Origin of the sequence: Knoellia sp. p5-6-4, assembly GCF_029222705.1 — a bacterium.
Lineage (GTDB): Bacteria > Actinomycetota > Actinomycetes > Actinomycetales > Dermatophilaceae > Pedococcus_A.
Genome location: NZ_JARGZF010000001.1, coordinates 1,146,007 through 1,159,220, shown reverse-complemented (window position 1 = coordinate 1,159,220; position 13,214 = coordinate 1,146,007). Strand labels below are relative to the sequence as shown.

At 72.3% G+C, this 13,214-nt stretch carries 13 protein-coding genes and 2 tRNA genes; 11 read left to right on the top strand and 4 right to left on the bottom strand.

Annotated elements, in window-relative coordinates; all coding sequences use genetic code 11:
• Positions 1-81: 81 nt before the first annotated feature.
• The 5 genes from P2F65_RS05590 (at position 82) to P2F65_RS05570 (ending at position 5,533) form a co-directional block, all read left to right on the top strand.
• Positions 82-2,253 (top strand): molybdopterin cofactor-binding domain-containing protein, encoded by a 2,172-nt coding sequence (locus P2F65_RS05590; RefSeq protein ID WP_345803673.1) that lies wholly within the window; start codon positions 82-84, stop codon positions 2,251-2,253.
• Positions 2,250-3,104 carry a xanthine dehydrogenase family protein subunit M gene (locus tag P2F65_RS05585; protein WP_275804983.1) on the top strand — a complete coding sequence of 285 codons (855 nt, stop codon included), beginning with the start codon at positions 2,250-2,252 and terminating at the stop codon, positions 3,102-3,104. The genes P2F65_RS05590 and P2F65_RS05585 overlap by 4 nt, the downstream gene beginning before the upstream one ends.
• Before the next feature lie 4 nt (positions 3,105-3,108).
• Entirely contained in the window at positions 3,109-3,801 is a 693-nt protein-coding gene (locus P2F65_RS05580; RefSeq protein ID WP_275804981.1) for an SRPBCC family protein, read from the top strand.
• A gap of 104 nt (positions 3,802-3,905) precedes the next feature.
• On the top strand, positions 3,906-4,346 hold the full coding sequence (gene aroQ / locus P2F65_RS05575; RefSeq protein ID WP_275804979.1) for a type II 3-dehydroquinate dehydratase: 441 nt from the start codon (positions 3,906-3,908) through the stop codon (positions 4,344-4,346).
• Complete coding sequence (locus tag P2F65_RS05570; protein WP_275804977.1) at positions 4,346-5,533, top strand: acyl-CoA dehydrogenase family protein; 1,188 nt, start codon at positions 4,346-4,348, stop codon at positions 5,531-5,533. Before aroQ ends, P2F65_RS05570 begins: the two co-directional genes overlap by 1 nt.
• Here the strand turns inward: P2F65_RS05570 and P2F65_RS05565 are convergent.
• A complete protein-coding gene (locus P2F65_RS05565) occupies positions 5,500-8,154 on the bottom strand; it encodes an AMP-binding protein (RefSeq protein WP_275804975.1) in 2,655 nt (884 codons plus the stop codon). The two genes, P2F65_RS05570 and P2F65_RS05565, sit on opposite strands and share 34 nt — an antisense overlap.
• A 143-nt stretch (positions 8,155-8,297) precedes the next feature.
• Here P2F65_RS05565 and P2F65_RS05560 point away from each other — a divergent pair.
• The 6 genes from P2F65_RS05560 (at position 8,298) to P2F65_RS05535 (ending at position 10,810) form a co-directional block, all read left to right on the top strand.
• Positions 8,298-8,370, top strand: a tRNA-Thr gene (locus tag P2F65_RS05560).
• Between the two features lie 33 nt (positions 8,371-8,403).
• Positions 8,404-8,477, top strand: a tRNA-Met gene (locus tag P2F65_RS05555).
• A 128-nt stretch (positions 8,478-8,605) separates the two neighbouring features.
• Positions 8,606-8,776, top strand: coding sequence for a 50S ribosomal protein L33 (rpmG, locus tag P2F65_RS05550; protein ID WP_091763211.1), 171 nt, complete (start codon positions 8,606-8,608; stop codon positions 8,774-8,776).
• An 89-nt stretch (positions 8,777-8,865) separates the two neighbouring features.
• Positions 8,866-9,312 carry a MaoC family dehydratase N-terminal domain-containing protein gene (locus tag P2F65_RS05545; protein ID WP_275804972.1) on the top strand — a complete coding sequence of 149 codons (447 nt, stop codon included), beginning with the start codon at positions 8,866-8,868 and terminating at the stop codon, positions 9,310-9,312.
• A gap of 2 nt (positions 9,313-9,314) precedes the next feature.
• Positions 9,315-9,737, top strand: coding sequence for a MaoC family dehydratase (locus tag P2F65_RS05540; protein ID WP_275804970.1), 423 nt, complete (start codon positions 9,315-9,317; stop codon positions 9,735-9,737).
• Positions 9,737-10,810: a UDP-N-acetylmuramate dehydrogenase gene (locus P2F65_RS05535; protein WP_275804968.1), complete on the top strand. Its 1,074-nt coding sequence runs from the start codon at positions 9,737-9,739 to the stop codon at positions 10,808-10,810. Before P2F65_RS05540 ends, P2F65_RS05535 begins: the two co-directional genes overlap by 1 nt.
• Positions 10,811-10,848: 38 nt before the next feature.
• Here the strand turns inward: P2F65_RS05535 and P2F65_RS05530 are convergent, their stop codons facing one another.
• The 3 genes from P2F65_RS05530 to P2F65_RS05520 form a co-directional block, all read right to left on the bottom strand.
• Positions 10,849-11,409 (bottom strand): dihydrofolate reductase family protein, encoded by a 561-nt coding sequence (locus P2F65_RS05530; RefSeq protein WP_275804966.1) that lies wholly within the window; start codon positions 11,407-11,409, stop codon positions 10,849-10,851.
• Positions 11,410-11,480: 71 nt separating this feature from the next.
• Positions 11,481-12,527 (bottom strand): adenosine deaminase, encoded by a 1,047-nt coding sequence (locus tag P2F65_RS05525; RefSeq protein WP_275804964.1) that lies wholly within the window; start codon positions 12,525-12,527, stop codon positions 11,481-11,483.
• A 94-nt stretch (positions 12,528-12,621) separates the two neighbouring features.
• Positions 12,622-13,125 carry a DUF5709 domain-containing protein gene (locus P2F65_RS05520; RefSeq protein WP_275804962.1) on the bottom strand — a complete coding sequence of 168 codons (504 nt, stop codon included), beginning with the start codon at positions 13,123-13,125 and terminating at the stop codon, positions 12,622-12,624.
• Between the last annotated feature and the right edge of the window lie 89 nt (positions 13,126-13,214).

Genomic DNA, 13,214 nt, shown 5'->3' with positions numbered 1-13,214 from the left:
TCAAGGACCTGCAGGGCAGCATGGCCTGCGCCTGGCCGATCACCGAGGACCAGAAGGCCCCGGCCCACCCCCGCGATCGCGGTGGACCGGGTCGCGTTCGCCGGCGAGATCGTCGCCGTCGTCGTCGCCAGGTCGGCGGCCCTCGCGCGCGACGCGGCCGAGCTCGTCGACGTCGACTACGAGGAGCTGCCGGCGGTGCTCGACCTCAAGAGGGCCGTCAGGGACGAGACGCTCGCCCACCCGGACCTCGGCACCAACACGAGCGCCGTCTGGACCTACGACTCGGCTGAGGCGGGCACGGGTGGCCGCGTGGACGACGCCATCGCCGCGGCCCGCTCGGACGGCATCGTCATCGAGCGCGAGTACCGGCAGCAGCGGCTCATCCCGGCGTTCATGGAGCCGCGCTCGGTCGTCTGCGACCCCACCGGCGAGCAGCTCACCATCTGGTCGGCCACCCAGGTCCCGCACTTCGTGCGGATCTTCACCGCCCTGGTGCTCGGCATCCCCGAGAGCAAGATCCGGGTCATCGCGCCCGACGTCGGGGGCGGCTTCGGGGGCAAGCTCCAGCACACCCCCGAGGAGGTCGTCACCGTCCTGGCCGCCCGGCACACCGGCAAGCCCTGCAAGTACACCGAGACGCGCAGCGAGTCGCTCGTTTCCGCCCACCACGGCCGCGACCAGTGGCAGAAGCTGACGCTGGCGGCGACCCGCGAGGGCAAGGTCACCGGACTGAAGGTCGAGCTGCTCGCCGACATGGGCGCCTACCTCGGCCTGGTCACCTCCGGGATCCCCATCCTCGGCGCGTTCATGTTCAACGCGATCTACAAGTTCCCTGCCTACCACTTCACGTGCACGAACCTGTTCACCAACAAGACGTGGACCGACGCCTACCGCGGGGCCGGGCGCCCGGAGGCGACCTTCGCCATCGAGCGGCTCATGGACGAGCTGGCGGCCGAGGTCGGCGTCGACCCCCTCGAGATCCGCGAGATGAACTGGATCAGGCACGAGGAGTTCCCGTTCACGACGGTGGCCGGCATGACCTACGACTCCGGGAACTACGAGGCTGCGACCGCGCGCGCCAAGGAGCTGTTCGACTACGACGCCCTGCGGCGTGAGCAGCAGGAGCGCCGTGACCGCAACGACCCGGTCCAGCTCGGCATCGGCACCAGCACGTTCACCGAGATGTGCGGCCTCGCGCCCTCGCGGGTCCTCGGCGCTCTGCGCTACGCGGCCGGAGGCTGGGAGCACGCCTCCATCCGGATGCTGCCGACCGGCAAGGTCGAGGTCGTCACAGGCACCTCCCCGCACGGGCAGGGCCACGAGACGGTCTGGAGCCAGATCGTCGCCGACCGCCTCGGGGTCCCCTTCGACGACATCGAGGTGCTGCACGGCGACACCCAGGTCGCCAACCGGGGGCTCGACACCTACGGCTCCCGGTCGCTCGTCGTCGGGGGTCAAGCCCTGGTCCTGGCGGCCGACAAGGTCATCGAGAAGGCCAAGCCCGTGGCCGCCCACCTGCTCGAGGCGGCGGTCGAGGACATCGAGTTCGCGAACGGGACCTTCGCCGTGAGGGGCACCGACAAGGGGAAGACGATGGCCGAGGTCGTGTGGGAGGCCTTCACCTGCCACGACCTCCCGGAGGGCGTGGAGCCCACGATCGACGCCGACGCCACCTACGACCCCGTGGACTTCTCGTTCCCGCACGGCACCCACCTCTGCGCGACGGAGGTGGACACCGAGACCGGCCAGGTGACGATGCGCCGCTACGTCAGCGTGGACGACGTGGGCAACATCATGAACCCCCTGATCGTCGAGGGGCAGGTGCACGGCGGCCTGGTCCAGGGCATCGCGCAGGCGCTGTGGGAGGAGGCGGTCTACGACGAGCAGGGCACCCTCGTGTCGGGCTCGTTCGTCGACTACACCCTGCCGACCTCGGCCGACACCATCAGCTTCGTCACCGACAACACCACCTCGCCGTCCAGCACGAACGACCTCGGGGCCAAGGGCGTGGGGGAGGCGGGCTGCATCGCCTCCACACCGGCCGTGGTCAACGCGATCGTCGACGCGCTGCGACCGATGGGGGTCAACGACGTCCGTATGCCGTGCACGCCGGAGCGTGTGTGGAAGGCGATCCAGGCGGCGGGCGCCTCGGCGGGCGGCACCGGCGTCGCAGGCGGGCCCCAGCCGCACTTCGACGAGGGCGCCCCCAACCAGGACCTGCCCCAGACCGAGCAGAAGGGAGCGGGCCAGTGATCCCCGCCGCATTCGACTACACCGCACCCACCACGATGCAGGAGGCGCTGCGCGCGATCGCGGAGGCAGGCGACGACGGCAAGGTCCTCGCCGGCGGCCAGAGCCTGCTGCCCATCCTGCGGATGCGTCTCAACGCGCCGCAGACCGTCATCGACCTCGGCCGCATCGACGAGCTGAGAGGGATCGCCGACGAGGGCGACCACCTGGTCATCGGCGCCATGACCACGTATGCCGATGTGCTCGCCAGTGACGCCGTCCGCGAGCACGCGTCGCTGCTCGCGAGGGCCATCAAGGAGGTCGCCGACCCGCAGATCCGCCACCGCGGCACGGTGGGCGGCGCGCTCGTCCACGCGGACCCGGCGGGGGACGTCGGCGCGCCGGCGCTCGCCCTCGACACCGAGTTCGTCATCGCCGGCCCCGATGGCGAACGCACGGTGGCGGCCGGTGACTTCTTCCGCGACCTCTTCGAGACGGCCGTCGGCGAGGGTGAGCTGCTCGCGCGGATCAGGGTGCCCAAGCACACCGGCTGGGGTGCCCACTACGAGAAGTTCGTCCGCGTCGCCCACCAGTGGTCCATCGTGGCGGTGGGCGCGACGGTGCGGGTGGAGGGCGGCGCCATCGCGCAGGCCAAGGTCGGGCTCACCAACATGGGGTCCACCCCGCTGCGCGCCACCGCGGTCGAGCAGGCCCTGGTCGGGAAGCCGGCCACCGAGGACGCCGTCCGCGAGGCCTGCGCCGCGGCCGCCGAGGGCACCGACCCGCCCTCGGACCTCAACGGCAGCGCCGACTACCGGCGGCACCTCGCGACGGTGCTGACCCGCCGGGCGGTGCTCGCGGCGGCAGGGGCGTGACCCCGTGGAGCTGACCCACAGCTTCACGGTGCCCGGCTCGGTCGACGACGCGTGGCAGACCTTCATGGACCTCGAGGTGGTCGGCAGCTGCTTCCCCGGTGCGACGGTGACCGAGGTGACCGACGCGGGCTTCTCGGGCACCGTCAAGGTCAAGCTCGGCCCGATCGCCATGCTGTATGCCGGGTCCGGCTCCTTCGTCGAGCGTGACGACGTCGCACGCCGTGCCGTGATCGAGGCCAAGGGCAAGGACAAGCGCGGCAACGGCACGGCCGGTGCCACCGTCACCATCTCGCTCGTCCCCTACGGCGAGACCGCCACGAGGGCCGACGTGAGGACCGACCTGAGCGTCACCGGCAAGCCGGCACAGTTCGGCCGCGGCGTCATGCAGGACGTCTCCGACAAGCTCCTGCAGCAGTTCATCGACTGCATCGAGGGCCGGCTCGCCCCGGCGGTCGAGGCTGTGGCCGCGCCGGAGGAGCAGCCGCAGGCGTCCCAGCCGACGGCGCCGGTGCCGGTGTCGCCGGCACCGGGGCCGGCGGGGGTGCCACGGACGGGCGGGCCCGTGACCGGCGAGGACGCCATCAGCCTCGGCGGCACCGTCGGCCCGGCGCTGCTGAGGGCCTACGGCCCCCAGCTGGCGGTGGGCGCGCTGGTCTTCCTCGTGGTCGTCTGGCTCATGCGGCGGCGACGGCGGTGACGCCCGCCGGTGCCGTGGGCGCCCGCAGCCGGTGCCCTACTGTGAGCCCAGCAGGCCCGGCGCAGGCGCGCCCACGGCATACCGGCTGACCTGGAGGTGCAGCAGTGGCGGAGCAGACCGTCGTCGTCCTCAACGGCCCGAACCTCAACCTGCTCGGGGAGCGGGAGCCGGAGGTCTACGGCCACGAGACGCTCGCCGACGTCGAGAAGCGCTGCCGGGCGGCTGCGGCGGAGGCCGGGCTGTCCGTCGACTTCCGGCAGAGCAACCACGAGGGCGTCCTCGTCGACGCCCTCCACGAGGTGCGCACGAGTGCCGCGGGGATCGTCGTCAACGCCGGCGCGCTGACCCACACCTCGGTCGCGCTGCGCGACGCTGTCGCCGCCGTGGCCGTGCCCGTCATCGAGGTCCACATCTCCAACGTCCATGCGCGAGAGGCGTTCCGGCACCACTCCTACCTCTCCGCCGTCGTGGACGGCGTGATCGTGGGGTGTGGCACGCAGGGCTACGAGCTGGCCATCGCCCGCATCGCCGAGCTGGTGCGGTGATGGCCCGTCCGCCGCTGGACCCCATGGACCTCGCCGGCGTCGACGACCTGCTCTCCGACGACGAGCTGGCGGTCCGGGACTCGGTGCGCCGGCTGTGTGCCGAGCGCGTCGACCCCTACGTCGCCGACTGGTTCGAGCGCGGCGAGGTCGACGACATCCGTGGCCTGGCAAGGGAGTTCGGATCCCTCGGCCTGCTCGGGATGCACCTGACCGGATACGGCTGCGCGGGGATGAGCGCCACCGAGTACGGGCTGGCGTGCCTCGAGCTCGAGGCCTCCGACTCGGGTGTGCGCTCGCTCGTCTCCGTGCAGGGCTCACTCGCGATGTACGCCATCTGGCGCTGGGGCAGTGAGGAGCAGAAGCAGGAGTGGCTGCCCCGGATGGCCACCGGCGAGGCGATCGGCTGTTTCGGCCTCACCGAGCCCGACCACGGCTCAGACCCCGGCTCGATGCGCTCCCGGGCCCGCCGCGACGGCGACGACTGGGTGCTCGACGGTCGGAAGATGTGGATCACCAACGGCTCCGTCGCCGACGTCGCCGTGGTGTGGGCGCAGGCGGGGGAGGAGCACGGCGGTATCCGCGGCTTCGTGGTCCCCACCGACACCCCCGGCTTCTCCGCCCCACTCATCAAGCACAAGCTGTCGTTGCGGGCGTCGGTCACCAGCGAGCTGGTGCTCGACGGGGTGCGGCTTCCCGCCGACGCCGTGCTGCCCGAGGTGCGTGGCCTCAAGGGGCCGCTGTCCTGCCTCAACGAGGCCCGCTACGGCATCGCCTGGGGCGCGCTCGGCGCCGCCCGGTCCTCGCTGGACACCGCGCGCCGCTACTCCATGGAGCGCGTGCAGTTCGGCCGCCCGATCGCCGCCTTCCAGCTGACCCAGCAGAAGCTGGCCGACATGGCGGTGGAGTACACCAAGGGCCTGCTGCTCGCCCTGCACCTGGGCAGGCGCAAGGACGCCGGCACCCTGCGGCCCGAACAGGTGAGCCTGGGCAAGCTCAACAACATCCGCGAGGCCCTCGAGATCTGCCGGACGGCCCGGACGATCCTGGGCGCCAACGGGATCTCGCTGGAGTACCCGGTGATCCGCCACATGAACAACCTCGAGTCGGTGCTCACCTACGAGGGCACCGTCGAGATGCACACCCTCGTCATCGGTCAGGCGCTTACCGGCGAGTCCGCCTTCCGCTGACGCACCGGGAAGCGGCCCGGCTGCAGCCCGGCCACCAGCGCCCGGACCACTGACCACAGCGGGGCGGCGACCTGGCCGGCCCGCAGGACGGCCTTCCAGTAGGCGACGCCGAAGACGACGCAGGCGGCCATGGCCATCGGCGAGCTGTAGGCCATCAGGGGCGGGTAGATCATGAAGTGCGTCAGGTAGATGTAGAGCGAGGCGCTCGCGACCGTGCCGGCGGCCGCCCCTGCCCAGCGCGGCAGCCGGACGCCCTTCGCCCAGAGCAGCAGCAGCCCGCCCACGATGATGGTCGCCTCACGGCCCGGCATGTCGTCCCAGAAGCCGGGTACGGTCGCGACCAGCAGCGCGGAGACGGCGAGCCGCTGCCACGTCGACGAGGCCTTCTGCGCGGCCCAGCCGAGCGCGAAGAGCCAGACCAGCACGTATGCCGTGGCGCCGCGGTAGGGGCCGGCGTCCGGCACCACGACGGCGTAGCGGCTCAGCAGCCCGAGGCCGACCAGGCCGAGCGCGATCCCGAACGGCCAGCGACGCTCGGCGCGGTCGAGGGCCGGTACGGCGAGCAGGCCCGCGAGGGCGACGAGGAAGTAGAGCAGTACCTCGATGAACCAGAAGTGCCACTGGTCCGACCACTGCGCGTGGTCGCCGAGCACCTGGTTGAGCATCAGGGGGTTGTGCCAGGAGTAGCCGTCGGCGACCAGGGCGAGCCCGCCGATCCAGACCGCGCTCGGCACGAGCACCCGGGTCGCGCTGCGGAGGATGCCCCGCACCCGGGCGGACCGCTCCCGGGGAGTCAGCTGGAAGCGGGCGAAGTTCCAACCGGCGGCGAGCAGCAGGGTGTGGGCCCCGCCGGGCACGTCCGCGAGGTGGGTGTGGTTGGCCAGGATGAGCAGCACTGCGACCGCGCGCAGCACGATGCCGGTCTCGACCTCACGCCAAGCGCGCCAGGGCCGCCACCGGCGGCGGTCCGACGCAGACGGGTCCACCCGCGCCGCCGCCGCGACCGTGGCGAGCTCGGCCACCGGCCGCAGGTGCCAGTCGCCGGGGAGCGACCCGAGGAGGTGCTCCAGGCGGAGGGAGACCTCGACGTAGGACAGCGAGTCGCCCCCGAGCTCGACGAACGAGCTCTCCGCGGTGGCGTCGGGTCGGCCGAGCAGCTCGGCGTAGAGGGCCACCAGCTGGCCGGGCAGGCTGTCCGCAGCGGCGGTGCCCGGCGCGGGAGCGGTGGCGGGCCGGGCGAGCGCGGCGATGGCGCGGTAGTCGGGCTTGCCGCTGGGCAGGAGGGGCAGCTCGTGCCCCGCGACCACCTGCACCGACCGGGCGGGCAGCCGACAGCTGCGCGCGAGCTCGGCGCCCAGGGCGGCCTCGTCGCAGCGAGCGGCCGTGGCCACCACCACCGCGTCGCCCGCGTCGGCGCACCGTGCAGGCACGCCGCGCTGCTCGAGCAGCCGCTCGAGGTGGTCGAGGTCGACCCGCAGGCCGACGATCTTGGCGAACCGGCTCGTGCGGCCCACGACCTCGTAGAGGCCGCCCGGGAGGCGCCGGGCCAGGTCGCCGGTGTGCAGCTCGTCGAGCTCGGGCCCGGCGGAGAGGTCCGCAGGGGTGCGGGCGTACCCCATCATCACGTTGGGCCCGGTGTAGACCAGCTCTCCGACGTCGCCGTCCGCCAGGTCGTCGAGCGGCTCTACCCGGAACGACCCGCCCGGGATGGCCCGGCCGATCGACTCGGGCCGCTCCAGGGCGAGGTCCGGCGGGAGCACCGCCATCCGGGCGGTGGCCTCGGTCTGGCCGTACATGACGAAGAGGTCCCAGCCGCGCTCGCGGCCGAGCGCGGCATACTCCCTCACCTTCTGTGGCCCGAGGCGACCGCCGGCCTGGAGCACGGCGCGCAGGCGCGGCAGCTCCATCGAGGAGAAGCCGACCCGCTCGAGGAGCTCGAAGGTGTGGGGCACCCCGGCGAGCGTGGTGGCGCCCTCGTCGCGGAACAGCCGCCAGAAGCAGGGGTCGACCACCGACAGGTCGGTCACGAGCAGGCTGGCTCCTCGGGCCAGGTGGCTGTTGAGCACCGACAGCCCGAAGGAGTAGTGCAGCGGGAGGGTCGTCGCGGCCCGGTCGTCGGCGCGGATGCCGAGCACCTCGGCGATCGACTCGGCGTTGGACTGCAGGTTGTCGTGCGAGAGGCGCACGAGCTTGGGCGAGCCGGTGGAGCCGGAGGTGCTCAGCAGCAGCGCCAGGTCGGGGTGCAGGTCGTGGACCGAGCCCGACCGTCGGTCCGCGAGCGACCACGAGCCGCCGGCGTCGGTGGCCACGACGTCGGGGTCGTAGGCCTCGAGCAGTGCCGGCAGCTGCTCGGGCCGGTCGCCGGCCAGCAGAACCACGTGCCCGGCGGAGATCGCGGCGAGGTAGGTCGTCACCGTGTCGACGGTGTTGCCGCCCGCCACGAGGACGAGGCGGCGCCCCTCGCCGAGCCGGTCGGCCACCTCGGCCACCCGCCGCGACAGCTCTGCGTAGGTGAGCCTCGAGCCGTCCCCGGCGACCAGGGCCGACCGGTCGCCGTGACGCGCCAGGCCGGTGGCGAAACCGGCGGGCAGCGTGGCGGGACGGGTGGGGGAGAGTGTCACGCCGGCGAGTGTAGGTGAGGTAAGCCTTACCAAACAAAATGCTGCACGGGCGGCCCTCGTTGGCCCGATTTCAGTTGTGGCCCGCTGTCCGTGTAGTCTTCCCGACGCACTCACGCGCTTGCCCTCGGGCAGGTTGCGAGAAGGCCCCCTTAGCTCAGTCGGCAGAGCGTTTCCATGGTAAGGAAAAGGTCGTCGGTTCGATTCCGACAGGGGGCTCTGGGATTGGCGCTGACCGGCGCCGCGCCCCGAGGCGGGGTAGCTCAGATGGTTAGAGCGCACGACTCATAATCGTGAGGTCGCGGGATCGATGCCCGCCCCCGCTACTGCCGTGATGTCAGGGCCGTGATTTCAACAAACGGCCTCTGGTCGCGTATTCTGTTGCGTCGCCGCGTCCTGGCGTGACCGGCCCGACAGACCCACCGTCAAGTGAAGTTCGAGAGCAGGTTGCCCCGTGGCTAGCAAGAGCGCAGACGTCCGCCCCAAGATCACTCTGGCGTGCACGGAGTGCAAGGAGCGCAACTACATCACCAAGAAGAACCGTCGGAACAACCCCGACCGCCTGGAGATGAAGAAGTTCTGCCCGCGCGACGGCCGTCACACGGTGCACCGCGAGACCCGCTGAGCGCACTCCCCAGCGTCGACAGCCGCCCCGGACCCCTGGTCCCGGGCGGCTTTGTCGTGTGCCGGGCCGGTCCCCATAGAGTGGGCGCCATGTCCGTCAACGCTGACTTCGCGGGACGCACCTACCCGCCCAGTGGCCCGTATGCCGTGGATGCTGCGAGCATCGCGGCGTTCGCCGCGGCGATCGGGTCCGCCGACCCCGTGCACACCTCTGCCGACGCGGCCCGGGCCGCGGGCTACCGCGACGTCATCGCGCCGCCGACCTTCGCGGTGACCCTGGCCCAGCGGTGCGACCGGCAGCTGATCGAGGACCCGGAGGCCGGCATCGACTTCTCCCGGGTCGTGCACGGCGAGCAGAGGTTCGTCCACCACCGGCCGATCACGGCCGGCGACGAGGTGGTCGGCACCCTCACGGTCGACAGCGTGCGGGGGGCGGGCGGCCACTCCATGGTCACGACCCGCACCGAGCTCGTGACCGGGGACGGCGAGGCGCTGTGCACGTCGACCTCGACCATCGTCGTCAGGGGAGGGGAGTGAGCATGGCCGTGCGCACGTTCAGCCAGACCACGGTGGGCGAGGCCTTCGGCCCGGTGGCCATCCCGGTCACCCGTGAGGCCCTGGTGGCCTACGCCGCGGCCTCCGGCGACCAGAACCCGATCCACCAGGACGAGGCCTTCGCGAAGTCCGTGGGCCTGCCGGACGTGATCGCCCACGGCATGTGGACGATGGGCGCCTCGGGGGCGGTCGTCGAGCAGTGGGCCGGTGACGGCGGCCGGGTCGTCGAGTTCGGCACCCGCTTCACGAAGCCGGTGGTCGTTCCCGTCGACGGCGCCGAGGTGGAGGTCAGCGCGGTGGTGAAGTCGCTCGACGAGCAGACCCGACGGGCGACGGTCGAGGTGACCACCACCTGCCGGGGCGAGAAGGTCCTCGGCCGCTGCATCGCCGTCGTGCAGCTCGACTGATGCGCGAGGAGCACGAGGTCCCGCTGTCGGGGCTGACCACGATGCGGGTGGGTGGGCCGGCCGCGCGACTGGTGACGGTCGAGACCACCGACGAGCTCGTCGACGCCGTGCGCGAGGTCGACGACGCCGACGAGCCGCTGCTCGTCCTCGGCGGCGGCTCCAACCTCGTGGTCTCCGACGAGGGCTTTCCCGGCACCGTGGTGCGGATCGCCACCTCCGGCGTCACGGTGGAGGCCGCCGACCTGTGTGGCGGGGTGATGGTGCGTGTCGCCGCCGGCGAGGGCTGGGACGAGCTCGTGGCCCGCGCCGTCTCCGAGGGCTGGTCGGGGATCGAGGCGCTGTCCGGCATACCGGGCTGCACCGGTGCGACCCCGGTGCAGAACGTCGGCGCCTACGGGCAGGAGGTCGCCCAGACGATCGCCTCTGTGCGGGTCTGGGACCGGCACGAGCAGCGGGTCCGGACCTTCAGCAACCTCGACTGCGCCTTCACCTACCGCCACTCGATCTTCAAGTCGCACACCCGCTACGTCGTCCTCGACGTCCTCTTCCAGCTCCTGCCGGGAGAGCTGTCGCAGCCGGTCGGGTACGCCGACCTCGCCCGCCAGCTCGGGGTCGAGACCGGTGACCGCGTCCCGCTGGCGGACGCCCGCGAGGCGGTGCTGGAGCAGCGACGGGCCCGCGGCATGGTGCTCGACCCGGCCGACCACGACACCTGGTCGTGCGGGTCGTTCTTCACCAACCCGATCCTGCGCGTGGAGGAGTTCGACGCCCTCGAGGCCCGGGCAACCGAGCGGCTGGGCTCGCAGGGGCCGCCCCCGCCGCGCTTCGCCGACCCGGACGGGAACGTCAAGACCAGCGCCGCCTGGCTCATCGACAAGGCCGGGTTCGGCAAGGGCTACGGCCTGCCCGGGCCGGCCGCGCTGTCGACCAAGCACACGCTGGCGATCACCAACCGCGGTGGCGCCAAGGCGGACGACGTCGCCGCGCTCGCTCGGGAGATCCGCGACGGCGTGCGGGAGGCCTTCGGGGTGACCCTGGTCAACGAGCCGGTCTTCGTGGGACACGGAATCTGAGGCTCAGGGTGGGACACAGCCTGTAGCGGGGCAGTCCCTCAGGCGCGGTTCTCCGGGGCGTAGCGCAGGTGCAGCACCCCGGTCGGCAGCGTGTCGCAGGACAGCAGCCGCAGCGGCACCGTGCCAGTGCCCTCGAAGAGCCGCTGGCCCTCGGCGACGGCGATGGGGTGCACCAGCAGGGCGAGCTCGTCGAGCAGGCCCTGCGCCATCAGCCAGCGCACGGTCGTCGCCGACCCGGAGAGGGTGATGTCGCCGTCCACCCGCTCCTTCAGGCCCTGCACCTGCTCGGCGACGCTCGCGTCGTCAGGCCCGGTGATGAGGGTCGTGTTCTGCCACGTGGGGTCGAAGGTCCTATGGGAGACGACGTACTTCGGCAGGGTGTTGATGAAGGACGAGAACGGGACCCCCTCTCCCTGCCGGGGCCAGTACTCCGACCACTCGTCGTAGAGGCGTCGGCCGAGCAGGAAGGCGCCGGTGGTCTCCATCCCCTTCTCGATGACCTTCCCCATCGCGTCGTCGAAGTAGGGGAAGTGCCACTGGTCGGGCCGCTCGACGACGCCGTCGAGGGAGATGAAGAAGTTGGAGACGATCCGGCCCATGCTGCTCTCCTCGCCAGGTGTGGTTCGCGTGTCACCAACCTAGACCGGCGGACCCGCGGGGAGTCATCGGTTCACGAGGGAGCGGTCGCGCCGGGGGATTCGTTCAGCCAGGCGTCGACGTCGGCGAGGGCGCCCTTGGTGACGGCCTCGGGCGCCCGGCTGGCCTGGAGCGACCCCCGGGCGAGCGCGGCCAGCTCGGCGTCGTCGAAGCCGAGCACCTCCCGCGCCGTCTCGTACTGCGCGGCGAGACGCGAGCCGAAGAGCAGCGGGTCGTCGGCACCGAGGGCCACCGGCACCCCGGCCTCGACGATCGTGCGCAGCGGCACCTCCCGGGCCGAGGAGTAGACCCCGAGGGCGACGTTGCTGCCCGGACACACCTCGAGGGCGACGCCGCTCTCGGCCACCAGCTCGAGCACCCGCGGGTCCTCGACGCTGCGCACGCCGTGGCCGAGCCGGTCCGGCCACAGCGACTCGAGCGTGGCCTCGACGGCGGCCGGCCCGAGCAGCTCCCCGGCGTGCGGGACCAGGGCCAGCCCTGCTCGGCGGGCGATCCGGAAGGCGTGGGCGAACTCCTCGGTGACGCCGCGCCGCTCGTCGTTGCTCAGCCCGAAACCCACGACCGCGCCCGGGCCCTCGCCGGCGTGCTGCGCGGCCAGCCGTGCCAGGACCCGCGCGTCGAGGGGGTGCCGGATCCGGCTGGCCGCCACCACGACGGCGACCTCGGCTCCGCCACGGGCGGAGGCGGCTCGGGCCTCGTCGAGCACGATCTCCAGAGCCGGGGTGATGCCCCCGACGAAGGGGGCGTAGGACGTCGGGTCGACCTGGATCTCCAGCCAGCGCGAACCCTCGGCGGTGTCGTCCTCGGCTGCCTCGCGCACGATGCGCCGCATGTCTGCCTCGTCGCGGACGCACGCGCGCGCGGCGTCGTAGAGCCGCTGGAAGCGGAACCACCCCCGCTCGTCGCGGACGCTGAGCTGCGGTGGCCACGAGCCGAGCAGGGACTCGGGGAGCCGGATGCCGTGCTTGTCGGCGAGCTCGCGCAGGGTCTGCACCCGCATCGAGCCCGTGAAGTGCAGGTGCAGGTGCGCCTTCGGGAGCGCGGTCACCGGACGCGGCATGCCCGCAGTCTGTCACCCGGCACGCCGACGGGGCCCGAACCGTGCTCGAGAGTCTGGTGAGTCGGCGGGGCCCCGTCGGGGTGAGGGAGGGTGGTTACTCCTCGATGATGTGCATGGCGGCCTCCTCGGCCGAGGCGGCCGCCCCGTTCACGCCGACGTCGCGACCGACCATCTCGTGGTCGGTGTCCTCGTGCGACCCCTCGTCCGGGGCGACGAGGCGTCCGGCCCGCTGGTCGCCCACCTCGGCGTCGCCGATGAAGTCGTCCTCGGCCGCGATGGAGTCGGGGTCGTCACCGCCGACCCGGTCGTCCTCGTCGTCGAGCCCGCTCTCGTTGTCGGGCGCGCCGTAGGCGGAGTTGGGGTCGGGCTCCTCCTGCCGGATGCGCTGCTCCAGGCTCTCGCCCTGGTGCTGCTCCTCGGCAGTGGTGCCGAAGGCCTCGACGCCGCGGGGCCGCTCCGGCGGGGAGTAGCCGCGGTCGAGCTCGTCGGCCACGTCGGCCTGCTCGAGGGTGTCGGAGGGCTGGAGCTGCCCCTCGTCGTCCACGCTGTAGCTGGCGATGTCGTCTTCGATGCTCTCGCGTCCTGGCTGATCGCTCATGGGGCCAGTCTGTGACGGGTCACAGGAAGGCGCAAAGGGACCAAGGGCTCTGCCCCGGGCCTTCCACGCAACCGCTCAGCCGCTCAGCC

Bases quoted from the DNA above. Each gene is read 5' to 3' on its own strand.
- P2F65_RS05570 (WP_275804977.1), top strand. From the start codon at position 4,346: ATGGCCCGTCCGCCGCTGGACCCCATGGACCTCGCCGGCGTCGACGAC.
- P2F65_RS05545 (WP_275804972.1), top strand. From the start codon at position 8,866: ATGTCCGTCAACGCTGACTTCGCGGGACGCACCTACCCGCCCAGTGGC.
- P2F65_RS05540 (WP_275804970.1), top strand. From the start codon at position 9,315: ATGGCCGTGCGCACGTTCAGCCAGACCACGGTGGGCGAGGCCTTCGGC.
- P2F65_RS05535 (WP_275804968.1), top strand. From the start codon at position 9,737: ATGCGCGAGGAGCACGAGGTCCCGCTGTCGGGGCTGACCACGATGCGG.
- P2F65_RS05530 (WP_275804966.1), bottom strand. From the start codon at position 11,409: ATGGGCCGGATCGTCTCCAACTTCTTCATCTCCCTCGACGGCGTCGTC.
- P2F65_RS05525 (WP_275804964.1), bottom strand. From the start codon at position 12,527: ATGCCGCGTCCGGTGACCGCGCTCCCGAAGGCGCACCTGCACCTGCAC.
- P2F65_RS05520 (WP_275804962.1), bottom strand. From the start codon at position 13,125: ATGAGCGATCAGCCAGGACGCGAGAGCATCGAAGACGACATCGCCAGC.